17 protein-coding genes and 2 tRNA genes are annotated in these 23,059 nt (G+C 66.2%); 7 read left to right on the top strand and 12 right to left on the bottom strand.

Features of this window, described 5'->3' with window-relative positions; all coding sequences use genetic code 11:
* Positions 1 to 13 precede the first annotated feature (13 nt).
* From FBY30_RS13210 to FBY30_RS13200, 3 genes are all read left to right on the top strand, one after another.
* Positions 14 to 481: a tRNA (cytidine(34)-2'-O)-methyltransferase gene (locus FBY30_RS13210; RefSeq protein ID WP_142133267.1), complete on the top strand. Its 468-nt coding sequence runs from the start codon at positions 14 to 16 to the stop codon at positions 479 to 481.
* Positions 482 to 685: 204 nt separating this feature from the next.
* Positions 686 to 1,294, top strand: a complete 609-nt coding sequence (locus tag FBY30_RS13205; protein WP_142133266.1) for a sigma-70 family RNA polymerase sigma factor — start codon at positions 686 to 688, stop codon at positions 1,292 to 1,294.
* 10 nt (positions 1,295 to 1,304) lie between these two features.
* Positions 1,305 to 2,183 (top strand): anti-sigma factor domain-containing protein, encoded by an 879-nt coding sequence (locus FBY30_RS13200; RefSeq protein WP_142135247.1) that lies wholly within the window; start codon positions 1,305 to 1,307, stop codon positions 2,181 to 2,183.
* Between the two features lie 69 nt (positions 2,184 to 2,252).
* Here the strand turns inward: FBY30_RS13200 and FBY30_RS13195 are convergent, their stop codons facing one another.
* From FBY30_RS13195 to FBY30_RS13180, 4 genes are all read right to left on the bottom strand, one after another.
* The gene (locus tag FBY30_RS13195; protein WP_142133265.1) at positions 2,253 to 3,032 is read right to left on the bottom strand and encodes a PIG-L deacetylase family protein; all 780 of its coding nucleotides are present in this window, start codon (positions 3,030 to 3,032) and stop codon (positions 2,253 to 2,255) included.
* Positions 3,033 to 3,036: 4 nt separating this feature from the next.
* Positions 3,037 to 3,984 carry an electron transfer flavoprotein subunit alpha/FixB family protein gene (locus FBY30_RS13190; RefSeq protein ID WP_142133264.1) on the bottom strand — a complete coding sequence of 316 codons (948 nt, stop codon included), beginning with the start codon at positions 3,982 to 3,984 and terminating at the stop codon, positions 3,037 to 3,039.
* 13 nt (positions 3,985 to 3,997) lie between these two features.
* A complete protein-coding gene (locus tag FBY30_RS13185; RefSeq protein WP_142133263.1) occupies positions 3,998 to 4,789 on the bottom strand; it encodes an electron transfer flavoprotein subunit beta/FixA family protein in 792 nt (263 codons plus the stop codon).
* 238 nt (positions 4,790 to 5,027) lie between these two features.
* Positions 5,028 to 6,677, bottom strand: coding sequence for a S1C family serine protease (locus FBY30_RS13180; RefSeq protein WP_142133262.1), 1,650 nt, complete (start codon positions 6,675 to 6,677; stop codon positions 5,028 to 5,030).
* A 281-nt stretch (positions 6,678 to 6,958) separates the two neighbouring features.
* Here FBY30_RS13180 and FBY30_RS13175 point away from each other — a divergent pair, with 281 nt between their 5' ends.
* The 3 genes from FBY30_RS13175 (at position 6,959) to FBY30_RS13165 (ending at position 11,439) form a co-directional block, all read left to right on the top strand.
* The gene (locus tag FBY30_RS13175; RefSeq protein WP_142133261.1) at positions 6,959 to 9,022 is read left to right on the top strand and encodes a TPM domain-containing protein; all 2,064 of its coding nucleotides are present in this window, start codon (positions 6,959 to 6,961) and stop codon (positions 9,020 to 9,022) included.
* A gap of 106 nt (positions 9,023 to 9,128) precedes the next feature.
* Positions 9,129 to 9,920, top strand: coding sequence for a PspA/IM30 family protein (locus tag FBY30_RS13170; RefSeq protein ID WP_142133260.1), 792 nt, complete (start codon positions 9,129 to 9,131; stop codon positions 9,918 to 9,920).
* Between the two features lie 91 nt (positions 9,921 to 10,011).
* Positions 10,012 to 11,439, top strand: coding sequence for a cryptochrome/photolyase family protein (locus FBY30_RS13165; RefSeq protein ID WP_142133259.1), 1,428 nt, complete (start codon positions 10,012 to 10,014; stop codon positions 11,437 to 11,439).
* Between the two features lie 25 nt (positions 11,440 to 11,464).
* Here FBY30_RS13165 and FBY30_RS13160 read toward each other — a convergent pair whose 3' ends face one another.
* The 5 genes from FBY30_RS13160 to FBY30_RS13140 all read right to left on the bottom strand — a co-directional run bounded on the left by FBY30_RS13160 (position 11,465) and on the right by FBY30_RS13140 (position 17,367).
* Entirely contained in the window at positions 11,465 to 12,397 is a 933-nt protein-coding gene (locus FBY30_RS13160) for a cytochrome b/b6 domain-containing protein (RefSeq protein ID WP_142133258.1), read from the bottom strand.
* Between the two features lie 138 nt (positions 12,398 to 12,535).
* Positions 12,536 to 12,609 (bottom strand) — tRNA-Met (locus tag FBY30_RS13155).
* Between the two features lie 191 nt (positions 12,610 to 12,800).
* Positions 12,801 to 12,874 (bottom strand) — tRNA-Met (locus tag FBY30_RS13150).
* A 120-nt stretch (positions 12,875 to 12,994) separates the two neighbouring features.
* On the bottom strand, positions 12,995 to 15,976 hold the full coding sequence (locus FBY30_RS13145; protein ID WP_200830768.1) for a UPF0182 family membrane protein: 2,982 nt from the start codon (positions 15,974 to 15,976) through the stop codon (positions 12,995 to 12,997).
* 179 nt (positions 15,977 to 16,155) lie between these two features.
* Positions 16,156 to 17,367 carry a YlbL family protein gene (locus tag FBY30_RS13140; RefSeq protein ID WP_442858285.1) on the bottom strand — a complete coding sequence of 404 codons (1,212 nt, stop codon included), beginning with the start codon at positions 17,365 to 17,367 and terminating at the stop codon, positions 16,156 to 16,158.
* Positions 17,368 to 17,503: 136 nt separating this feature from the next.
* On the opposite strand from FBY30_RS13140, the gene FBY30_RS13135 reads away from it, so the two are divergent.
* Positions 17,504 to 18,952, top strand: coding sequence for a zinc-dependent metalloprotease (locus FBY30_RS13135; protein ID WP_142133256.1), 1,449 nt, complete (start codon positions 17,504 to 17,506; stop codon positions 18,950 to 18,952).
* A gap of 83 nt (positions 18,953 to 19,035) precedes the next feature.
* On the opposite strand, the gene FBY30_RS13130 is transcribed toward FBY30_RS13135, so the two are convergent.
* The 3 genes from FBY30_RS13130 to nudC all read right to left on the bottom strand — a co-directional run bounded on the left by FBY30_RS13130 (position 19,036) and on the right by nudC (position 22,938).
* A complete protein-coding gene (locus tag FBY30_RS13130; RefSeq protein ID WP_235009437.1) occupies positions 19,036 to 19,659 on the bottom strand; it encodes a M48 family metallopeptidase in 624 nt (207 codons plus the stop codon).
* 65 nt (positions 19,660 to 19,724) lie between these two features.
* Positions 19,725 to 21,860 carry an ATP-dependent helicase gene (locus FBY30_RS13125; protein ID WP_142133255.1) on the bottom strand — a complete coding sequence of 712 codons (2,136 nt, stop codon included), beginning with the start codon at positions 21,858 to 21,860 and terminating at the stop codon, positions 19,725 to 19,727.
* 55 nt (positions 21,861 to 21,915) lie between these two features.
* The gene (nudC, locus tag FBY30_RS13120; protein WP_142133254.1) at positions 21,916 to 22,938 is read right to left on the bottom strand and encodes an NAD(+) diphosphatase; all 1,023 of its coding nucleotides are present in this window, start codon (positions 22,936 to 22,938) and stop codon (positions 21,916 to 21,918) included.
* Positions 22,939 to 23,059: the final 121 nt, after the last annotated feature.

The following is a 23,059-nucleotide window of genomic DNA, read 5'->3' as shown; positions in this document are numbered from 1 at the left end:
CTAGGATGGGGAGGTGTTCCGCATCCTTTTCCATGAACCAGAGATTCCCGGCAATACCGGCAACGCCATCCGCCTCGCCGCCATCACGGGCGCCGAACTGCACCTTGTGGAACCCCTTGGCTTCGACTTTTCCGACGCCAAGCTGCGCCGGGCCGGGCTGGACTACCACGACCTCGCCGTAGTTACGGTGCACAAGACCATCGAGGACGCCTGGCAGCACCTCCAGCCCGAGCGCGTCTACGCGTTCACCTCTGACGGCACCACCAGCTACACAGACATCACCTACGCCCCGGGCGACGTCCTGATGTTTGGCCGCGAATCCGTCGGACTGCCGGCCGAACTGAAGAACGATGCCCACGTGACCGCCACGGTGCGGCTGCCCATGTTGCCGGCCCTTCGTTCCCTCAACCTGGCCAATGCCGCCTCCATCGCCGTCTATGAGGCCTGGCGCCAGCAGGGATTCGCGGGCGCCCGGCTTTAGGATCCGGGCTCCGCATCACGGAAAATCTTCATTCGTCCTCCCATCCGCGCCCTGCCCTGCCCCGAATAGCTCCTGTAGGCATTCGAGCGGACCAGGACCAAGGAGCGGCAGGTGACACTACTGGAAGCAGGATCCAGGCCGGACAGCCGCAGCCGGCACGGCACTGCTGAGGATTCCCCGCCCGGAGACTTATGCTTGGACGTAATGGAAACTCCCAACGCGCCGAATTCCGAGGGCTCCGCCGCGGTGACTGACCCACCTGCTGACCTTAGCCAACGCCTCTCGGTCCTGCTGGCGGGCATCGCCCGGGGGGACCAGGCGTCGTTTGCCGAGTTTTACCAGCTGACGTCCCGGCGGGTCTTCGGCATGGCGCGCCGCGTCCTGATCGATCCCGAACTCAGCGAGGACACCACGCAGGAGGTCTTCCTCCAGGTCTGGCAGAACGCTGCGAAGTTCGATCCCCAGGCCGGCAGCCCGCTCTCCTGGCTGATGACTATCTCGCACCGGCGGGCCGTGGACAAGGTGCGCTCGTCGCAGTCCTCCACGGACAGGGAAGCGAAGTACGGTGCCAGCACGCAGGACATCGACCACGACACTGTTTCCGATGAAGTGGGCAGCCGGCTGGAAGCGGAGGCTGTTGTCCGCTGCCTGGGGACGCTGACGGAAACCCAGCAGGAGTCCGTGCGCCTGGCCTACTACGGCGGCCTTACTTACCGTGAGGTGGCCGAACGGCTGAATGCGGCAGTGCCCACTATCAAGTCCCGCATCCGCGACGGACTGATCCGATTGAAGACCTGTTTGGGGGTGAGTTGAGATGAACGGAATGGATGAAGGCCGCAACGGCCGGTCAAGTTCCTTTGGTGACACTGTGGCGATGGATCTTGCCGCAGGCCGTGCCGTGGACCTTGCCGAGCTCTACGCCCTTGACGCGGTCACGGAGCAGGAACGCGATGCCATCGACCGGTACATCTCCACCGCCCCTGAGCCGGAGCGGCTGGCCTTCCTTGCACGCGTCCGGCAGTCCCGGGAGGCGCTGGCCCGAACTTTCCGGGCCGAGGAGGAACCGCCGTCGGACCTGTTCGAACGGATCGTCGCCCAGCTTCCTGCCCAACTCCCCAGCCAGGACGGACCGGCAGCCGGCGACGCACCGGCGCCGCCCGGAATCACGCCACCGGCTCCCTCGCAGAGCACCCCTGCCGGCTCCGGTACACGGGATGAGCTGGCGCAGGCCCGCAAGCGCCGCGAGGAGCGGCGCGGGCCGTCCGGCACCCGGCGCTGGCTGGTGGGCGTGGCAGCAGCAGCGGCCATCGCGCTCGGCGGCGTGGGCGTGGGCGCCTACATGGCCGACCAGAACGATCCCGTCAACCAGGTGGCCAGGGCAAGCGACCTGCGCGAGGCGTCCGTGAACGTGGCCGGCGGCGGCAAGGCCACCCTGCTGATTTCAACATCCGAGGACGCTGCCGTAGTGAAGATGAGCGGCGTACCCGCTCCCCCTGCAGGCAAGGTCTACCAAATGTGGCTGATCCCCAAGGACGGTTCGGCTCCCGTGTCGCAGGGGCTGATGGACGAGCAGGCCCTCTCCAAGCCTGCCGTGGTCCAGGGCATCCATTCTGCCGCATCGCTGGGCATCACGGTTGAGCCGGCCGGCGGGTCCAAGGCCCCCACGCTGCCTACGGTCGCGGCGGCTCCGCTCGGAGCCTGAGGTTCGAGTCAAGGCAACAGGAAAGCGCCCCCGGTTCTTTATGGGAAGAACCGGGGGCGCTTTTCCGTCCTAGAAACCTGCGATCGTGTCAGGCCCGTTGACGGCCACCACGTGGAACGCTTCCGCACTGCGCCCTCCCGGCAGTCCTGCCCTGGCAGCATTGAGCTGCATTCCCCGGCGGACGGTGGCCTCCATCGCCGCGACGTCGGGGTGCTGGCTGACATGGACATGGATTGCGGCCAGCTTGGCGTCCACGTGGTCCGTGATGTCCACGAAGTGGTTTTCCCGTTCCCCGGGCCCCGCGTAGAGCCACAGCCACGGCAGCTTGTAGGCCTCGAGACCGGCGTCGGCCAGTTCCGGGTAGGCGAAGGGGTTTTCGAGTGCCGGATACACGGCCCGCGTCACCGCCTCCCCCACTGCCAGGTGGTCGGGGTGGCTCTTCTGGATCCGCTCCCAGTTGCGTTCCGGATGCATGGCAAGGACGACGTCGGGACGGATCTGGCGGATCAGCCGCACCACCTCCTTCATCACCTCGTGCGACGGCTCGAGGTATCCGTCCCGCTGGTGGAGGTAGTGGATGTCGGTGACGCCGACCAGCTTGGCGGCCCGGCGCTGTTCGGCGTCGCGCATGGCAATGATGTCCGCGCGGTGGGCAGGGTCGAAACCGCCCGCGTCGCCGTCGGTCATGATGCAGTAGCTGACCTGCACGCCGGCCGCCGTCCAGGCGGCGACGGTTCCGGCAGCGCCAAAGTCGATGTCGTCAGGATGGGCCGCAAAACAGAGCACCCGCCCAACCCGGTGCATATCCGGGTTGAACGGGCTCCCTGCCTGCCCCGAGGAGGCAGTCAACGAGTCAGCCCTTGCGCTTCTTGATCTCGGCGGCGGCCTGCGGCAGGACATCGAAGACGTCGCCGATGATGCCGAAGTCCGCAATCTCGAAGACCGGGGATTCGGCATCCTTGTTGACCGCAACGATGACCTTGGACGTCTGCATGCCGGCCTTCTGCTGGATGGCGCCGGAGATGCCCGCGGAAATGTACAGCTGCGGGGAAACGGTCTTGCCGGTCTGCCCCACCTGGGCGTCGTGGCTGATCCAGCCCGCGTCGGTGGCGGCGCGGGAGGCGCCGACAGCTGCTCCGAGGGCATCGGCCAGCTCTTCGACGGGACCGAAGTCTCCGTCCATGCCGCGTCCGCCGGCCACCACGATCCGGGCGTCGGTGAGGTCGGGCCGGCCGCTGGCCACCTTCTGCTGCCGCTCGGTGATGCGGGCCGCTGCGGCTACCGCGGGGACCTCCACCGAGGCAGTCCCGGGAGTTGTGGGGGCCGCCGCGGGCTCCGGGGTGACGTTGTTGGCCTTCAGGGTCACCACGGACACCGGGGTGGTGGCCTTGCAGGCGGTGTTGTAGGAACCGGCCAGCACCGATTTGTGCGCAGTGCCGTCCGCATCCACGGCCACGACGTCGGTGATGACGCCCGCGTTCAACCGGATGCCCACGCGGGCTGCGATCTCCTTGCCCTCGGGCGAGTTGTCAAGCAGGACAATGTTGGCGCCGGTGATTTCAGCGGCGGCGGCAACATAGGCCGCCTTGGGTGCCACCAGAAAATCGTCAAGGTCCTGGGCGGACGGGCGCAGGATGCCGGCCACGCCGTATTCGGCGAAGGTCGCAGCGACGCCGTCGGAGAGTTCGCCGTTCAGCGCCACTGTGCTCTCGCCCAGGGAGCGGGCCAGGGTCAGCAGTTCCAGGCTGCTCTTCTTGAGCGACGCGCCGGGGTTGTCGATGAATACGAGTACTTTTGCCATGTCGGTGTCCCTCTTAGAGCAGCTTCTGGGCGGCCAGGAAGTCAACCAGCTTGATGCCGGCGTCGCCCTCGTCGGTGATGATGGTCCCTGCGGTCCTGGGCGGCCGCTGTTCCGCGCTGGTCACGCTGGTCCAGGAACCGGCGAAGCCCACCTGCGCCGGCTGCACGCCGATATCGGCCAGGGACAGGGTGGTGATGCTCTTGCGCTTTGCGGCGATGATGCCCTTGAAGTTGGGGTACCGGGGGTCGTTGATCTGGTCCGTGACGGACACGACGGCGGGCAGCGGTGCCTCCACCGTTTCTGAGGACGTGTCGGCGTCACGGCGGGCCGTCAGGCGGCCGCCGTCCACCTGCAGCGTGGACGCGAAGGTGACCTGCGGCAGCCCAAGCCGCTCGGCCAGCTGCGCCGGCACAAGGGAGGTCTCACCGTCGGTTGAGGCCATGCCGGTAATGACCAGGTCCACGTCGCCCAGGTGGCGTACTGCTGCGGCGAGCGCAAGCGAAGTGGCGGCTGCGTCCGACCCTGCCAGGGCGTCATCCGTGAGGTGCACGCCTTCAGTGGCGCCCATCTGCAGTGACTTCTTGACGGCGTTGACGGCTCCGGCAGGTCCCATGCTGAGGGCGATGACCTGGTTGCCCGCCTTGCTTCCGCCGCGCGCCTCGGCCAGCTGCAGGGCTGCTTCAAGGGCGTATTCGTCAAGCTCGGACAGAATGCTTTCGTCGCGGTCCGTGGTGTTGCCCTCCCCGTTGAGGTGGCGGTCGAACTGGGCGTCCGGTACATGTTTGACCAGGACTACGATCTTCAATGTCTCTTCCACTGTGTTTACAGCAGCCTTCCATGCTTGTGGACAGCCAGCCGGGTGGGCATGGCCGCGGAATGCCCGGCAGGCGGGTAGCTCCTAGCTAACCATATCGGCGTGCCCCCGCGCCCTCTTCCGTTAACGCCTGTTTCAGGGCCGTTTACCGAACAGGGAATGACGACGGCGGCGCCCCCTTTGGTGGGGACGCCGCCGTCGTCATGGCCTGCGTGAGTGCTGTCCTGCCTTAGCTGGCCGCCGCGCCCAGCGTGACATCGAACGTCTGTTCGCTGCCGCCGCGCTGCACGGTGATCTTCACCTTGGATCCTGCCGGCTGTTCCCGGACCGCAGCGGTCAACTGGTTCGGCTCGCCGATGGTGAGGTCGTTGAACTTGGTGATGACGTCGCCCGCTTTGATGCCGGCCTTGCCCGCCGCGGAATTGGCATCGACGGTGGCGACGTCGGCGCCAACGGAGAACTCGGAGGCCGCGCCCGAGGTGGTCTTGGCCTTGACGCTGACGCCAAGCTGCCCATGGGAGGCCTTGCCGCTGTCGATGATCTCCTGTGCCACGCGCTTGGCATTGTTGATCGGGATGCTGAACCCGACGCCGATATTGCCGCTCTGCGAAGTGGAGGTGCCTGAGCCGGCGGACGCGATGGCCACGTTCACGCCGATGATCTCGCCTTTGCTGTTCACCAGGGCGCCGCCGGAGTTACCGGGATTGATGGCCGCGTCCGTCTGGATCACGTTGATGGCGATGGAACCCTCACTGGAGTTCTGCTGGCTCTGTCCGCCACCCGGAGGGGCGAACTGGAACCCCTGGTCGCCGCCCTGGCTGTTGTCACCGCCCTTGGGCGCTGCCGACGATGCCACGCTGATGGTCCGGTTGAGGGTGGACACGATGCCGTCCGTGACGGTTCCGGTCAGGCCCAGCGGGGAACCGATGGCGATGGCAGTATCCCCCACGTTCAACTTGGACGAGTCACCAAGGGTGGCAGGGGTGAGGCCGGAGGTGTCGTCCACCTTGATGACGGCGAGGTCGGACAGGGGGTCGGTACCCACGAGCTTTGCCGGCAGGACCTTCCCGTCGCTGGTCCGGATCTCAAGGGTGGCGTTGGCGGTCTGGCCGTCCAGGGTCACCACGTGGGTGTTGGTCAGGATGTGCCCCTGGTCATCAAGGACAATGCCGGAGCCGGTGCCGCCGGAGCTGCCGCTGGTGGCGCTGATGGTGACCACGCTGGGCGAGGCCTTCACCGCCGCTGCGGTAATGGCATTGACGTCGTCCTTGTTGTTGACGATGACCGTACCGGGCTGGCTGTTGCTGCCAACGGTCGACGTGCTGGAAGCGTTATGTCCGGAGAGCTCGCCTGCGCCGACCGTCGCCACTCCGCCGCCCACCAGGCCTGCTGCGAGGATGCTGGCCACAAGGGTGCCGATGCCGAACGTCGCCTTCCGGCGCGGGGCATCCTTGGGGTTGGGGGCCAGGCCAACGCTCCCATTAGGCGCGCCATGGCCGCTACCATGCATGGGCTGGCCATTCTGGTGGTGCTGCTGGCCGTAGTATCCGGGCTGACCGTCCTGGTGCTGCTGGCCATAGTTTGCGGACTGTCCGTAAAACGGCTGCCGCTGCGGGTAGACGGGGCGTGGTGCGCCGGGCAATTCCTGGGTGTGGTGGTCACCAGCCTGCGGCCGGTCCAGCCGTTCCGTGTTGTTCTGTGGGTTGGGGTGGTTGTGGGAGGCCTGGTTGCCTTGAGGGGTGCCGGATCCGCCCGCGTTCCCATACTGAGTTTCCGACTGGCGGTCTCCAGGCTGTTCCGCGCCCTGCTGGTGCCACGGGTTCCGGCTCTGCGCGCCGTTGTCCTCAGGGACCGGTCCTGGGGTTTGATTCTCAGTCATGGGACTTCCTTTCATCCTCGTCTGCCATTAACTATGAACCGTTCCGCTGGAACAAGCTCGGATGTTTGCTGAGAGCTTCCTGAACGCTTGGAGCAAGGCTGTTTGGTCGAAAGGCGTTTCGCTGGAGGCATATTCGGTCGCATGGACTGCCTGTGGGGTGCACCATAGAATCAAGATGAAATGCCACAGCGACCTGCGGCTTCACACCAAGCGTGGGGGCGCTGCTGGATTCGACGACTGATTCGTCCCGAATCGGTGTCAGGCGTGCTGAAGGGTTGCACATGCGGTCAAAGTTCAAACGTATCCTCGCCGTGATCGGCTTTGCCGGGCTGCTGGCGGTACCCGCCGGCGCCGCATGGGCCGAAGACCCGGTCACCATCCCCTCCGGGACCAACATCGTTGACGACGCCAACGTGCTGGGCAGCCGGAAGGGCGAAGTCCAGGATGCCATCCAGAAGCTGTTGAAGGACCACAAGTACAACCTGTACGTGGTCACGGTGAAGTCGTTCGACAACCCCTCTGACCCGACTGCCTGGAGCCAGGCCGTGGCAAAGGCAAAAGGCATGGGCAAGGCCGATGTCATCCTTGCCATCGCCACCGACCAGGGTAAGTACTACTTCTCCCCCAACTCGGCCAGCGCCATTTACTCCAAGCGGAGCAACATCACCCAGAACGCGGTAGTCGCCAACCTCGCCGGCGGCAAGAAGGACTATGCCCAGGCCGCCATCGACACCGCATCCGCAGTCGGCGACGCTGCCGGCGGCGGCAGCGGCAACGTCTCGTCCGGGAGCGGAGCCGGTGCCGGTGTCCTGGTAGGCGCAGGCGTGGTGGTGGCCGGTGGCGGGGCCTACCTGTACTACCGGAACCGCCGGAAGAAGGCCGCCGGCCAGGCGGCCTCCAGCGGAAGCTACGGTCCCCAGGGGGCCGAACTGGACCCGCTGGCTTCGCTAAGCGTTGAGGAACTTCGGCGCAAGAGCGGTTCGCTGCTCATCGAGGCGGACGACGCCATCAAGTCCAGTGAGCAGGAACTCGGCTTCGCCCAGGCCCAGTACGGGGATGCCGCCGTCGGAAACTTCACCAAGGCCCTGGCGGAAGCGAAGGCCCACATGACGGAGTCTTTCAAGCTGCAGCAGCAGCTCGATGACCACATTCCGGATACCGAGGAACAGCAGCGGACCTGGCTGGGCGAGATCATCCGCCGCTCCGAGGCCGCCCTGGAATCGCTCCAGGAGCAAAAGGCTGACTTTGACTCGCTGCGTGAGTTGGAGAAGAACGCTCCGCAGGCCCTCGCGGCCGTCAACGCCGGAGCCCGCGAAGCGGACGCCAAGATCTCCAGCGCCGAACAGTCCCTGGCGGCCATGCGGTCCAAGTATGCTGACAGCGCCCTGGTGCAGGTCTCGGACAATATCGTCCAGGCCAAGGAACGCCTGGCCTTTGTCCAGAACGCATCCCAAACCGCGCAGCAAAAGCTCGGTGAAGGCGAAAGCAGCCTGGCCGCGGTGGCGGTACGTGCGGCCGAGGAAAGCCTGCACCAGACCAACGTGCTCCTGGACGCCATCTCCAAGGTTGCCGGCAACCTCGACCAAGCCCGCAACGGGCTCGAGGCCGCAGTTGTGGACACGTCCCAGGACCTGGCGCAGGCAAAGGCCATGATCCAGTCGGGCGCCCATGCGGAACTTGCAGGACCGGTAGCCGCGGTGGAGGCAGCGCTCGCGCAGGTGAAGACGGAGATCCAGGGCGGGAAGATCGATCCCATCGCCACCCTTCAACGGGTAGAGACGGCCCACCAGTCCCTGGACCAGGCGCTGACCGGCATCCGGGACCAACAGGAGCAGGCACGGCGCGCCCAGGCGTCACTGCAGCAGACCATCATGTCGGCGCAGGCCCAGATCAGCGCCACCTCCGACTACATCACCGCCCGCCGCGGCGGTGTGGGAACCGAGGCGCGCACCCGGCTGGCGGAGTCCCAGCGGAACCTCGACTACGCGCTGTCCATCGCACGGACCGATCCGGTCACCGCGCTTACCTATGCGCAGCAGGCCCACGCCCTGGCGGCACAGGCTGCACAACTGGCACAGGCCGATGTGGAGCACTTCGACGGCTATGCGAACCAGGGCTTCGGGCGCGGCGGCATGTTCGGCGGCGGAGGCGGCGGCGGACTGGGCGGTGCCATCCTGGGCGGAATCCTGATCAACTCCATCCTCAACGGCGGCCACGGGGGCTGGGGCGGCGGCGGGGGCTGGGGCGGCGACGGCGGAGGCGGCTGGGGCGGAGACTCCGGCGGCTTCGGCGGCGGAGACTTTGGCGGCGGCGATTTCGGCGGCGGAGACTCCGGCAGTTTCTAAGACTTCCGCCGGATACACCGGAAGATCCCGGCGGGCGGACAGACGAAGTACACCACTGTGCACCGGTTCCAGTGGTCAACAAAGAGCAGGACGAAAGGCAAACACCATGGTTAAGCAGTCCATTTTCGGCCGGATCGCGCAGCTGGCAAAGGCGAACATCAACTCTTTGCTGGACAACGCCGAGGACCCGCAGAAGATGCTGGACCAGATGGTCCGCGACTACACCAACAACATCGCCGAAGCCGAGTCCGCCGTGGCGCAGACCATCGGCAACCTCCGCATGCTGGAAGACGACTACAACGAGGACGTCAAGAACGCCCGCGACTGGGGAAACAAGGCGCTTGCCGCCTCCCGCAAGGCCGACGAGTTCCGCGCGGCCGGCGACGTAGCCGACGCCGAGAAGTTCGACAACCTGGCAAAGGTGGCCCTGCAGCGGCAGATGGCCGCCGAAAGCGAAGCCAAGGGCGCAGAGCCGAGCATTGCCTCCCAGCGCGAGGTAGTGGACAAGCTGAAAACCGGCCTTGACCAGATGAAGAACAAGCTCAACCAGCTGACCAGCAAGCGCAACGAGCTTGTTGCCCGGTCCAAGACCGCAGCCGCACAGACCCAGGTGCACGACGCCATCAAGAGCATCGACATCATGGACCCCACCAGCGAAGTGGGCCGCTTCGAGGAGAAGATCCGCCGCGAAGAGGCCAAGGTCCGCGGCCAGCAGGAGCTTGCAGCCTCCAGCCTGGACGCCCAGTTCAACCAGCTGGAGGACCTGGGTGAGCAGACCGAGATCGAAGCCCGCCTGGCGGCGCTCAAGGCCGGCGGCAATTCCAAGCCTGCCCTGGGTGCAGCAAGCCCGGCGTCGTCAGAATCAACGGTCGACGAGGCAGACTTCGACAAGCTGTAAAGGCCCGGCGATACGTCGCCAAGTGATACACGGCTATGGCCGGGACCGCGGTCCCGGCCATAGTTGTGTCCGCTGTGTGTAGCGTGGTGCCATGGCTTCTTCCGAAGGTACGTCCCTGGTCTGGTTGCGCGATGATTTGCGGTTGGACGATAACCCCGCGCTGTCGGAAGCGGCCGGCCGCGGCTTGCCGCTCACTGTCGTTTACATCCTCGATGAGGAGTCCCACGGCGTGCGGCCCCTCGGTGGCGCCGCCCGGTGGTGGCTGCACCATTCCCTGGCCGCACTCTCCGCGGACCTCGAAAGCCGGGGATCGCGCCTGGTACTTCGCCGTGGCCCTGCCGGAGAGACAATCAGGACGCTTGCCATCCAGACGAAGGCAAGCCACCTCTTCTGGAACCGCCGGTACGGGCAGCCGGAACGGACCATCGACGCCGACCTCAAGGAGTGGGCAGGCGGCAACGGGATTCAGGCGTCCAGCTACCAGGCGAACCTCCTCTTCGAGCCCTGGACTGTCAAGACCGGGGCGGGCGGACCCTACAAGGTCTATTCGCCGTTCTGGCGGGCCTGCCTCGCGTCACAGGACGTCCGGGACCCCTTCGAGGCGCCGGACACCCTGCCGGAGCCTGGACCGTCGGGACGCGGCCTCCCTGCCAGCGACACGCTCAGCAGCTGGACCCTCCTGCCCTCCTCCCCCGACTGGAGCAGCGGCCTGGCTGACACGTGGCAGCCCGGCGAGACGGGTGCACAGCAGCGCTTGGAAGACTTCCTGGGCGGGCCCATCGAGGACTACGGAACGGGCAGGAACCTGCCCGGCACCGAAGGCACCAGCCGGCTGTCACCGCACCTTCGGTTCGGGGAGATCAGCCCGTTCCGCGTTTGGCGGGAGATCCGGCGCCGGCATCCGCACAAAGTCCCTTCCGACGTCGGTACCTACCGGGCCGAACTGGGCTGGCGGGAATTCAACTGGCACCTGCTCTACCACAACCCGGATTTAGCCACCCGCAACTTCCGGCCGGCCTTCGATAACTTCCAGTGGGCCCCCACCAGCCGTGAAGAGCTTGCCGCCTGGCAGCAGGGCAACACGGGCTACCCGCTGGTGGATGCCGGGATGCGGCAGTTGTGGCAGACAGGCTGGATGCACAACCGGGTGCGGATGGCCGCCGCATCGTTCCTGGTCAAGAACCTCCTCACCGATTGGCGAATCGGGGAAGCATGGTTCTGGGACACGCTGGTGGATGCGGACGCCGCCAACAACCCCGCCAACTGGCAGTGGGTGGCAGGGTCCGGGGCGGACGCCTCGCCCTACTACCGGATCTTCAATCCCGTCACGCAGAGCAAGAAATTCGACGCCGGCGGCAGCTACCTGCGGACCTTCATTCCGGAGCTCCGGGACGTCGAGGGCAAGGGCATCCACGAGCCGTGGACGGTTGGAGCGGAAGGCTATCCCAAGCCGCTCGTGGACCTGCCCGAATCGCGGGAGCGCGCCCTGGACGCCTACCAGAAGATCAAAAGCGCCTGACCAAGTCCGGGCAGCGCCGCAGCAGTCAGCGGCTGACCTTGCCCATCAGTGAGGCGATGGGCCGCAGGAAGATGGGGCGGGCAAGGAACCAGGCGGCCACCATGACGGCGACGGAAGCCAGGAACACCCAGAAGCCGAACCAGCCGTCGCCGTCGCTCCCTCCGTACATGTGGTTCAGGTTCCGCAGCGCGCCGGTGGTAAGCACCAGGAAGACGTGGACCACGATGAACGCCACGAAGTAGATCATCACCGGGAAGTGGACGGCACGGGCCCATTCGATGGGAAACGCCTTGTTCAGGCTGGCTGCCTTCTTGGGCCAGGCGCCGGACATCCGCAGGCCCGTGATGAACGCCAGCGGTGCCGCGATGAAAACGGTCACGAAGTAGGCCAGCAGCTGCAGCGCGTTGTAATTGATCCAGCCGTCCTCAGTGGGCCAGTCCAGGGAGGCGTACTGCAGTGCGGCCGAGAGCGCGTTGGGGAAAATGTCCCAGCTGGTGGGGACGATGCGCATCCACTGCCCGGTGGCGAACAGCAGGACGGCGAAAATGACCCCGTTCAGGATCCAGAGGGCATCCAATGTCAGGTGGAACCAGAGCTCAAGGCTGATCTTGGTGGGCGCGTTCCTGGTGCGGATCAAACCCTTGTTGTTCCTGGTCCAGTGGCCGCTGGGCCGCGTGGTGGTCCGTACCTGCCAGCCGGTACGGATGATCAGGAGCAGGAAGAAAGCGTTGAGGAAGTGCTGCCACGCCAGCCAGGCGGGGAATCCCACGGGGGCGTTGTCCGGCAGTTTCGACTGGCCCGGGTAGTCGGCGACGAAGGAAGCCACCGCCGGAAGCCCCATGAGCAGCTTGGCGATCAGCACCACCAGGACCACGGCCACGAGGACGGCGGGGACCATCCAGTAAAGCCGGGACCGCTTGCCCGTCGCGGCGCCGGGCTTCTTCGTGGGTGTGGCCATCGAACAACATACCTCTCAGGAAGGACAGGGGCTGCCCGCAGATCGCGGGGCCCTTCGAAAGAGAATACTAGGAACTGGGCGCATCCAAGGAAACGGAAAACCCCGGCCGGCGTAACTGCCGGTCGGGGCCTTCATAAGTTGCGGGGACAGGATTTGAACCTGTGACCTCTGGGTTATGAGCCCAGCGAGCTACCGAACTGCTCCACCCCGCGTCGCTTGATCAACACTACCCTACTTTTGCCGGCGCCCCGACCACGCAGGCCCTAGGACCCGTCCCTGGCCACGCAGCGTGGTCTCGTCAGGTGCAGCTGTGGCAAAGTTCGACGGCGGTGCTGCCGCGGCCGCCGGTGCCGGGCAAAGCAAAAGGCCCGGACACTGTTTCCAGTGTCCGGGCCTTTCCCAGTTGCGGGGACAGGATTTGAACCTGTGACCTCTGGGTTATGAGCCCAGCGAGCTACCGAACTGCTCCACCCCGCGTCGCAAGAACTACTTTACCGGGAGGTGAACCCAAGGCCAAATCGGAGCGGCGTGACGTCCGTTACGCCAGCCCGGCACCCGCTCCCCCAAGGGTTCGAATGCCGGGCTGCCGCCGTCGTACTACCGCCCTGCCGAGGCGGACGGTGAAGGCGTGGCCGAAGGCGAGGCGGAAGCTGCGGGGGCCGGGTTTGCCTCCGGAGCAGTCGCCGGGATCTTGGCCTCGGCGTCCATGGCCTTCTTCAGCGCCGCCGCAACCTTCTTCTGTGCGTCACCGTAGGCAGCGAAGTCGCCCGCCGCAAGCGCGGTCTGGCCGGCCTGGATGGCCGAGTTCGCCTCGTCCAGTGCCGCCTTCAGCTGGGCCTTCGCATCCGCCTCGGCCGGCGTGGCGGGCGCGGGACCGGTCGGCGTCTGGCCGTTGTTGGCGGAGTCGCCTGCGGCCGCCCCGGAATCCCCGCCGAAGAGCTGCTTGAGCGCGGCGTCCAGGGTGGGCGCGAAGCCCACCTTGTCTCCAAAGGCCACCAGGACGCGCTGCAGCGTTGGGTAGGACGTCTCACCTGTCGACTTGAGGTAGACCGGCTGGACGTAGAGGATGCCGCCGCCCACGGGCAGGGTAAGCAGGTTGCCGTTCAGTACGTCCGATGCGCCCTGCCGCAGCAGGTTGAGCGCCTGGGACACCGTGGGATCTGAGTTGAACTTGTTCTGCGCCTGCCCGGGACCGGGAACCTGAGTCTCCGGCGGGATCTGCAGCAACCGCAGCTTGCCGTAGCCGTCCGCCTTCACGCCGGGCTGGTTTCCTGCATCCGAGTCGGCGGCGAGGAAGCCGTACAGGACGTTGCGGGCATTACCGTTGACGATCTGCGGGATGAACGAAGACGTCAGCTGGAAGGCAGGCTTCTGCTGGTCCGGCATCTGCAGCGACATGTAGAACGGCGGCTGCTTCACGTCGGTGCTCACGGTGGGATCGGCAGGCGTACTCCACGCGTCGTTGTTCTTGTAGAAGCTGATGGGATCCGTCACGTGGTACTGCCCCAGCAGTTCGCGCTGGACCTTGAACAGGTCCTCCGGGTACCGGACGTGGCTCATCAGGGCGCCGGACATCTCTGAATACGGCTTCAGCGTTGACGGGAAGACCTTCTGCCAGGCCTTCAGGACAGGGTCCGTGTCGTCCCAGGCATAGAGGGTGACCGAACCGTCATAGGCGTCCACCGTTGCCTTCACCGAGTTGCGGATGTAGTTCACGGTGCTGTTGGGCAGGGCCACGGCACGGCCGGAACTCGTCTGCGAATCAGCGGTGGCATCCGAAAGTGACTTCTGCTGTGAGTACGGGAAGTACTGGCTGGTGGTGTAGCCGTCCACGATCCACTTGACCCGGCCGTCCACCACCGCCGGATACGCGCCTCCGTCAACCGTCAGGTAGGGGGCCACCTTCTGGACCCGTTCGCGCGGGCTGCGGTCATAGAGGATCTGGGACTGCGGGTTCACGCCGTCCGACAGCAGCAGGTCCGAGGACTGGAACTTGATGGCGTACAGGATCTTGTTGAAGAACGACCCAACGTTCGGTCCGCCGTTGCCCTTGAAGGTGTACTGGGTCTCCCCCTCCCCTTCCTTGCCGGAGGGCCGGTCCTGCTCGCGCGGAGTGGCACCGTCGGGGGCGCCCACGATGGAGTATTCGGGTGAGGACTCGCCGAAGTAGATCCTGGGTTCGTAGGTGCTGTCGTTACCCAGCACGCCGGTTGACGGAATGCCGGACTGCAGGAATTCAGGTTTGCCATCAGCCGTGAACTTGTTGCCCTTGGCGGCCACCACCCCGTAGCCGTGGGTGTACACCACGTGCTGGTTAAGCCAGCCCTGCTGGTTGGTCTGCACGTTCGTGGGGTTCAGTTCCCGCACCGCGATCACGGTGTCCTGGATCTTGCCGTCCACCTCGTAACGGTCCACATTAAGGGCCTTGGGGAACTGGTAATACGGACGGTACTGTTCCAGCTGCGCAAAAGCGTCCGAAATCAGGTTCGGGTCCAGGAGGCGGATGTTGGCCGTGGTCTGGGCATCCGGGGCCAGGGCGCCGGTGTTGGCCGTATTGGTGGCGTCGTACCGGGTTTCCTGAATGCCGTCCAAGCCATAGGCCTTGCGCGTGTTCTCGATGTTGCGCTTGATGTACTCGCTTTCCAGCGTCTGCTCGGACGGGCGGACCTGGAACTGCTGGATGACCCACGGATAGACACCGCCGGCCAGGATGGACGTGATGATCAGCATGGCCGTGCCGATCACCGGCAGGCGCCAGCGGCCGATTACGGCAGCCACGATGAACAGGATGGCCACCAGCACGGCGGCCACGGCGAGGATGGCCTTGGTGGGGATGACGGCGTTCACATCCGTGTAGAGGGCACCGGCCCAGCGGCCGCCGTTGCTCTGCACCGAAGAGTAGCGGTCCAGCCAGAAGTTGACACCCAGGAGCACCAGGAACGCGGCGCCCGTGACGGCGATGTGGATCTGGGCGGCGCGGCTGGTGAACACGCCGCGCTCCATCAGCCGGATGCTGCCGTAGAGATAGTGGGTGAGGATGCCGGCGATGCCCGCAATCACCACCACGCTGATCAGGAATCCGGTCACAAACCCAAGGAACGGCAGGGTCATCAGGTAGAAGCTGATGTCCATGTTGAACTGCGGATCGGCCTGGCCGAAGCCCACCTGGTTGAAGAACAGCAGGACTTTCTGCCACTGGCTGGCGGCTGCGCTGCCGGCAAACAAACCGAAGAGGACCGGCAGGCCAACCATGACGATCCTGCGGACAGGCTCCAGCTGTGCCTGGTACCGGTTGAGGTTGTCCCGGACCTCCGAGTCAGGCGCGTAAACGGGCCTGGAGTTGTAGGCAATGCGGATCGAGAAGAAGACGGCAGCGAACATGATGCCGAAGCCGGCCACGAATGTCGCGATCTTTGCTAGGTTCTCGGTGATGAAGACTTCGACAAAGCCCAGCTGCCGGTACCAGAGGACGTCGGTCCAGACGTTGGCGAAGAATATGAACCCCACCACCACCAGGGCGACGACGATCAAGGTGGGCGTCAGGGCGCCGCGTCGTGAAGGGGGCCTGCCTGTGGACATGGTGCTGGCGGGACGGGACAAACTGGGTACCTCATAGCTGGTCGTCGAGATTCGAAGCGTGCGAGCGACGTACGGTACCGGTCAAACGGCTGGTTTCGTCCGTCATCTGTGCCACGAGTGGCGGTGGAGCTTAGTTCCTGTCGAGTCTAGTTGGGCCCAGTCTAGTGCTGGCGCCGGTGCTATTTGCCGGTGCACGCCGGAAGCGCGGAGGTGTCCTGTCCGCTTCCTGCCAGCTCCACTGCGTGCCGGGCCTCGGCCAGATTCTGCACCCGGACCACCTGGAGGCCGTCAGGGACGTGGCCGGCAACCTCGTCACAGTTCCCGGCAGGCGCCAGGAAGAGGGTGGCCCCGGCGGAGCGCGCACCCCGCATCTTCTGGCCGATACCGCCAATAGGCCCCACCGCTCCGTCCGGGGAGATGGTGCCTGTGCCGGCGATGTGCTTGCCGCCCGTGAGGTCGCCCGGCGTGACGGTGTCGATAATGCCCAGCGAGAACATGAGTCCCGCGCTGGGCCCGCCCACCTTGTCCAGCGAGATCTGCACCTGGAAGGGGAAAGTGAAGAGATATTTCAGCATGACACCGAGGATGAAGCGGCCCTGGCCATTGTCCTTGGGCGTGATCTGGACCGTGACGGGCTGGCCTGCCCGCTCAACTGTCACCGTTGCCGGCGCCCCCTTGCCCACGGCCAGTTCATCCTGGATAACGGACAGTGAGGTGATGTCCTTGCCGTTGATGGCCTTGAGGATGTCGCCCTGCTGGATCTTGCCTGCGGACGCCGAGTCCTTGGACAGGTCCGCGGCCTGGAGCTGCTGGCCGAACGGGATCTTGAGTTCATTCAGTGCGGAGGCCACAGCGTTCTCCTGCGACGTGGCCATGGCCACCGCGCTCTGTTCCTGGGCCTCCTCCTTGGTGGTGCCGGTGGGATAGATCAACTCCACCGGGTACACGGCCTTGGAGCCGTCCAGCCAGGCGGAGAAGGCGTCGAGGATGCTGACGGAGCCCGTGGGGCCGCCATCAACGTACACGGTGGTCAGATCGAGGCTCCCGGCAGCGGGATAGGTTTCATGGCCGCTGACATTAATCACCGGATGGCCCTGGCTCTCCCCCAGGGTGTTATAGGTGGGCCCGGGAGACTCGATGACATAGGGCACCGGAACTGTACCCACGGCAATCCCCAACCCCAACGCCGCCAGCCCGGCAACCATCATGGTGGAAAGCCGCCTGCCGGGGCGGCCGCCGTCGTAATCCCTGGAGCCACCTCCCGCGCCTTCGGTGCCGCTTCCACCGGTGCTTTCCGGTGGACCGCCCGCACCCTCAGGCACGGAAGTGGAGAAGGGGGAAACGTCGGGAACGTGGTCCTCGGAGGGGTGTCCGCCACGGGTTGTAGTCACCCCCCAACACTACGCGGTGACGGCGCGCCGGGGGCGCTTTGCCTAGAGCGAACGACGGCGGCGGACGGCAGACAGCCGACCCCCGCCGGGGTACCGTGAAGGTTGATCAACAGTCACACCATCGATCGGCGGGACCATGACCTCCAACCCACTCAATCCGTCCAACGGCGACGACAATCCGAAGGATCCGTTGACCGAAATGCTGCAGAACCTGATGGGCGGCAAGGGGATGGAAAACTTCGACCCCGCCGAACTCGCCAAGGCCGCCGGCCTCCCGGACGACCCCAACCTGCTGGCACAGATGTTCTCCCAGGTGCAGGCGATGATGAGCGCCCCGTCCGAGGGCCCCGTCAACTGGACCCTGGCCCACGACAATGCCCGGCGCGTTGCCGCAAGCAACTCTGATCCGTCCGTCACTGCCCAGCAGTCGCGGGACGTGGACGAAGCCCTCCGCCTCGCCGAGCTGTGGCTGGACCCCGTCACCGACCTGCCCTCAACCGGCCTGATCGGCAAAGCCTGGTCGCGCGCCGAATGGGTGGAGGCCACGCTGGGGACCTGGAAGCGGCTGACTGAGCCCGTGGCCAACAGCATCGCCAACGCCCTGTCCTCCGCCATGACCGAGCAGATGCCCGAGGAAATGAAAGCCATGATGGGCGGGGCCTCGTCCATGCTGCAGAACATGGGCGGCGCGATCTTCGGCATGCAGCTGGGGCAGGCCATCGGCGCCCTTTCCCAGGACGTGGTGAGCTCCACCGACATCGGTGTTCCGCTCGCCGACCTCGAAATGGCGCTCCTGCCCACAAATGTTGCCGCGTTCGGTGCTGGCCTGTCCCTGCCCGAAAACGACATCCGGCTGTTCCTTGCCGTGCGGGAAGCCGCGCACGCCCGCCTCTTTGTGCAGGTCCCGTGGCTGCGCGGCCACCTGCTGGGCGCCATTGAGGCATACGCCCGGGGCATCCACATCGACACCTCACGCATCGAAGAGCTTGCCCGCGACCTCGACCCAAGCAACCCCGAGGGCATCCAGGAAGCCCTGTCCCAGGGTGTCTTCATGCCGCAGCGGACCCCCGCCCAGGAACAGGCCCTGGAGAAGCTCGAGACGGCGCTGGCCCTGGTGGAAGGCTGGGTGGATGAACTCACCGCTGCTGCCACCGAAAAGGTCCTGCCGTCCGCGGGCGCGCTGCGCGAAACAGTGCGGCGGCGGCGGGCAACCGGCGGCCCGGCCGAACACGCCTTTGCTTCCCTGGTGGGACTCGAGTTGCGGCCGCGCAGGCTCCGTGACGCCGCCACCCTGTGGGCCACCCTGAAGGAAGAGCGCGGCATCGAAGGCCGTGACGCCATCTGGCACCACCCCGACCTGCTGCCCACCGCCGAGGACCTGGATGACCCGAAGGGCTTCAGCTCACGCCGCAAGCTCGCCGAAGCCAGCGACAGCGAAGTGGATGATGCCCTGCAGAAGCTGCTCAGCGGCGGATTCGAGAACACTGCCGAAGCTGACACCTCCGAGGGTGGGGACGGGGACGCCGGGGGCAAGGACTCCCGGGGCAAGGACGACGACGGCGGAACCGACCAGCCAAGGGGCTGACACTTAGCCGGCGGGCCAGGATTTCCTGGCCCGCCGAAGTTGTTTAACCCGCCGGGACAAAGGTCGGATTATCCGGGAAGGCTCTAGTCCGCGTCTCCGAACCAGTCGCCGGGCAGCTGCCCTGTGCCTGCCTGGCTTCCTCCCGCATCACCTTGGTCCAGGCCCGGCGGTTGCAGGCCGCGTGACGTGGCATACGAGACGCCCTCGAGGAACGCCTTGGCCCGCTGGGTTTCGGGATACGCCTCCAGCAGCTTCCAGAACGCCGCGTTGTGCGAGGCCACCAGGAGGTGGGCCAGTTCGTGGAGCAGGACGTAGTCGATGACCCACTGCGGCATTGGCCGCAGCTTGTCCGACAGGCGGATGGTTCCGTCGGCAGGGGTGGCGGACCCCCACCGGGAGTTCTGGTTGCCCACCCAGCGGACGGATGCGGGACGTGACCGGCCGCCAAGATACTGGGCGGACAGCTGTGCCGCATGGGCTGCAAGGGCTTCATCGGTGGCAGGACGCCGCCGGCCGGAGGCGGCGCGCCGCTCCCCCTGTTTCTGCAGTTTGGCCAGCATGCGCTGAACCCACTCCCGCTCCTGCGCAGCAGTGAAACGGGCCGGGATGGCAACCACCGCCGTCCCGTCCTCCCAGAACGCCGCAACCGTGCGCGTACGCCGGGCAGACCGCCGCACCTCCACGGGAGAACCGTCGGCAGTGGCCAAGGCCGCTGGCTGGGGTGCTGGAGGCCGGGACGGGGCCTGCCGGGGGCTGCTGTTGGGATTGCGCCTCACAGGACGGAGCTTTCGGCCAGGACCCGGAGGACGTCTTCCCCGTACCTTTCCAGCTTGGAGGGACCCACGCCGGCGAGCCCCGACAGTTCCTCCAGTGACGCCGGCCGGGCCTCGGCAATGGCCGTGAGGGTGGCATCGGTGAACACCACGAACGCCGGAACGTCCGCGGCCTGCGCCACGTCCCTCCGCCAGCTGCGGAGAGCGTCGAAGGTCTGTTCCTCGTACGTGGGCGGGCACGCGTTGCAGCGGCCCACCTTCCGTTCCGCTCCGGTGGCAAGCATGCTCCCACAGACCCGGCAGACTGCGGGGGCGGCGGCCTTGCGGCGGGGTACCGTTCCCTTCCCCCGGGTGCTTGAACTTGCAACGGAGTCAGGCCGCAGGCCGTCGAGGAAACGGGACGGCTTGCGGTTGGCCCGGCCCCCGGGAGTCCTTGCCGTGCTCCATGAGAGGGACAGGTGTTCGCGGGCACGGGTGATGCCGACGTACAACAGGCGCCGCTCTTCATCCACCGATTCGGGTGAATCGGCAAAGGAGATGGGCATCAGCCCTTCGCTGAGGCCCACCAGGAAGACGGCATCCCATTCCAGGCCCTTGGCGGCGTGGAGGGAGGCGAGCGTGACGCCCTGCACGGTGGGCGCGTGCTGGGCGAGCGAGCGTTCCTGGAGTTCGTTGACGAAGTCCGCCAGGCCGAACTGGGCTCCGCGGTTCTGCACGAGCTCATCGGCCAGCGCCACCAGGGCCGCCAGCGATTCCCAACGTTCACGCAGGGCCCCGCCACTGTGCGGCGCGGATTCGGTGTAGCCCAGGGAGGAAACGATGTCGCGCACCAGCTGCCCGAGGGGTTCGGGGGTATCGGTTTCGGACACAGCCCTGGTGGCCGCGCGCAGCTGGAGGATTGCGTCCCGGACCTCCTTGCGGGCGAAGAAGCGTTCACCGCCGCGAAGCTGGTAGCCGATGCCCGCCGCTGCCAGTGCCTGCTCGTACGCCTCAGACTGCCCGTTGGTGCGGAAAAGGACAGCAACTTGGCTGGCCGGAGTGCCGGCGCCGAGCAATGCCTTGATCTTCTGCGCCACTGTGGCAGCTTCTGCTTCGTCATCCGTGCACTCGGTGAACCGCGGCGCAGGCCCGGCAGGGCGCTGGGCCACGAGCTGCAGGGGTGTGGCCCAGGCTGCATCGGCGGTTGGCCCTCCACTGGGGCGGCCGGCCAGCAGGTCATTGGCCAGCTTCACCACCTGCGGCGTTGAACGGTAGTCCCGGATGAGCTTGACGACGTTGGCCTGCGGATAGCGGGCTTTGAAGTCCAGGAGGTGCCGGGGCGATGCTCCGGTGAAGGAGTAGATGGTCTGGCTGGCGTCGCCCACCACGCAGAGTTCGTCCCGGCCACCGAGCCAGAGCTCCAGGAGCCGCTGCTGCAGCGGTGACACGTCCTGGTATTCGTCCACCACGAAATGCCGGTACTGTTCGCGAACGGTGGCAGCTACCCTTTCGTCCTCCTGCAGGATGCCCACCGTGATGAGCAGGACGTCCTCGAAGTCAATCACGTTGCGGTCGGTCTTAACGTCCTCATAGGCCTGGAAGACACGCGCCACCGCGGTGAGGTCGAACCCGCCGGGCGCGCCCCTCCCCCGGGCGTTTTCCAGGTAGTTGGCAGGTGTCAGCATTGATACCTTGGCCCACTCGATTTCCGAAGCAAGGTCGCGGATGGACGCCCGGTCGGTGCTGAGCCTGAGCCGGCGGGCAGCCTCCGCAAGCAGCTGGGCCTTGTGGTCCAGCAGGTTGGGCAGCGTCCCGCCTACAGCCTGTGGCCAAAAGAACTGCAACTGGCGCAGGGCGGCAGCGTGGAAGGTCCGTGCCTGCACATTTCCCGCGCCGAGGTCCCGCAGGCGGCTGCGCATCTCGGCGGCGGCGCGGGCAGTGAAGGTGACTGCGAGGAGGCGCTGCGGCGTGTATACCCCGGAGTGCACACCGTAGGCGATGCGGTGCGTGATGGCGCGGGTCTTCCCGGTTCCCGCCCCGGCCAGCACGCACAGTGGCCCGTTCAGGGTGCTGGCCACCTCACGCTGTTCATCGTCCAGCCCTCCAAGGATCCGCTCCTCAAGGGAGCCTGATCCATCAAAAATCTCTGTAGTCACTTCTGCTGCTTTGTTTCTCGACTACCGCGTGCTGGTGTCTGGTGGATGGAATTACTTAGGCGTCGGCCAGGTCCTGGATGCGGCCGCCGTACCAGTGCTCAATCAGGGAGCGGGCGATGGAGAGCCTGGTGGAAATGGTGATCTCCCCGCTGAGCACCGCTTCCTGGAGTTCCTCCCGGCTGAACCAGCGGGCCCTGGTGACCTCCACGCCGTCGGGCGTTGCCTCAGCGTCCTCGGTAACGGCGGTAAATCCAAGCATAAGGGAGGCCGGGAACGGCCACGACTGGGAGCCCAGGTACTGGCAGGCGGTGACACGCACTCCCACCTCTTCCTGGATCTCCCGGACCACCGCTTCTTCGAGCGACTCCCCGGGCTCAACGAATCCGGCCAGGGTGGAGTAATTCCGCGCATCCAAGGGGCCGCCACCGCCCAGGAGCAGCCGGCCGTCCGGGCCTACCACCGTGACAATGATGGCGGGGTCGGTCCGGGGAAAATGCTCGGAGTTGTCTGCCGGGCACCGGCGCACCCAGCCGCCTGCTTCCACTTGGGTGGGTGTGCCGCAGCGGGGGCAGTGGGTGTGGGCTGCGTGCCAGTTGGCGATGGCGCTGGACTCCACGAAAAGGGCAGTGGAAGTGGCGGTCAATCCTGCCGCGACCTCCCTGAACCCGGCCCAGGCTGCGTCGGCGGGGATCCCGGCAGTGCCGGGATCAGGGGGTTCAGGCAGTACGAACAGCAGCAATTCGGTACCGGCTGGGAGATCGGCGGCGGACAGTGCCGATCCCAGGTACACGACGAGTTCCGGCGCGGATCCTGCCTCCTTCAGTCGCGCAAGGAGGTCCCTGGCCCCGGTAAGGACAAGGTTGCTGCCCCGCACCAGCCCTTGGCGCCGGGACAGGACTGCGGCCACCGCCTCCGGACCCGCCAGCAGCTCATCCACCATGCCGGGCCTGCCGCGCACGGCAGATCCACGGTCCACCAGGGCCGGCCTCACCGGGAGCAGGGTGTCCACCAGGTGGTTTGCCGGCAGTGGTGCGGGCACGGCCTGCTGGACGGGTGTTACGGACTCCGTATGGCTCATGGTTCCACCGTACTGACTGCCACGGACATTTCACATTTCCCGGGCAATTGCCTGCGGGTGCGCCCCCCTATTTGCAGCTATCTCAAGACTCGCCGCGGCCGGACCGCACTCTGGGACGGCA

This window comes from Arthrobacter sp. SLBN-83 (genome assembly GCF_006715285.1).
Lineage (GTDB): Bacteria > Actinomycetota > Actinomycetes > Actinomycetales > Micrococcaceae > Arthrobacter.
Note: the sequence above shows the minus strand (reverse complement) of the source record. Positions and strands in the feature narration are given on the sequence as shown.

Coding starts and splice junctions, on each gene's coding strand:
- FBY30_RS13180 (WP_142133262.1), bottom strand. CDS start 6,677: ATGACTGAGAATCAAACCCCAGGACCGGTCCCTGAGGACAACGGCGCG.
- FBY30_RS13165 (WP_142133259.1), top strand. CDS start 10,012: ATGGCTTCTTCCGAAGGTACGTCCCTGGTCTGGTTGCGCGATGATTTG.
- FBY30_RS13145 (WP_200830768.1), bottom strand. CDS start 15,976: ATGTCCACAGGCAGGCCCCCTTCACGACGCGGCGCCCTGACGCCCACC.
- FBY30_RS13200 (WP_142135247.1), top strand. CDS start 1,305: ATGGATGAAGGCCGCAACGGCCGGTCAAGTTCCTTTGGTGACACTGTG.
- FBY30_RS13190 (WP_142133264.1), bottom strand. CDS start 3,984: ATGGCAAAAGTACTCGTATTCATCGACAACCCCGGCGCGTCGCTCAAG.
- FBY30_RS13160 (WP_142133258.1), bottom strand. CDS start 12,397: ATGGCCACACCCACGAAGAAGCCCGGCGCCGCGACGGGCAAGCGGTCC.
- FBY30_RS13170 (WP_142133260.1), top strand. CDS start 9,129: ATGGTTAAGCAGTCCATTTTCGGCCGGATCGCGCAGCTGGCAAAGGCG.
- nudC (WP_142133254.1), bottom strand. CDS start 22,938: ATGAGCCATACGGAGTCCGTAACACCCGTCCAGCAGGCCGTGCCCGCA.
- FBY30_RS13205 (WP_142133266.1), top strand. CDS start 686: ATGGAAACTCCCAACGCGCCGAATTCCGAGGGCTCCGCCGCGGTGACT.
- FBY30_RS13175 (WP_142133261.1), top strand. CDS start 6,959: ATGCGGTCAAAGTTCAAACGTATCCTCGCCGTGATCGGCTTTGCCGGG.
- FBY30_RS13135 (WP_142133256.1), top strand. CDS start 17,504: ATGACCTCCAACCCACTCAATCCGTCCAACGGCGACGACAATCCGAAG.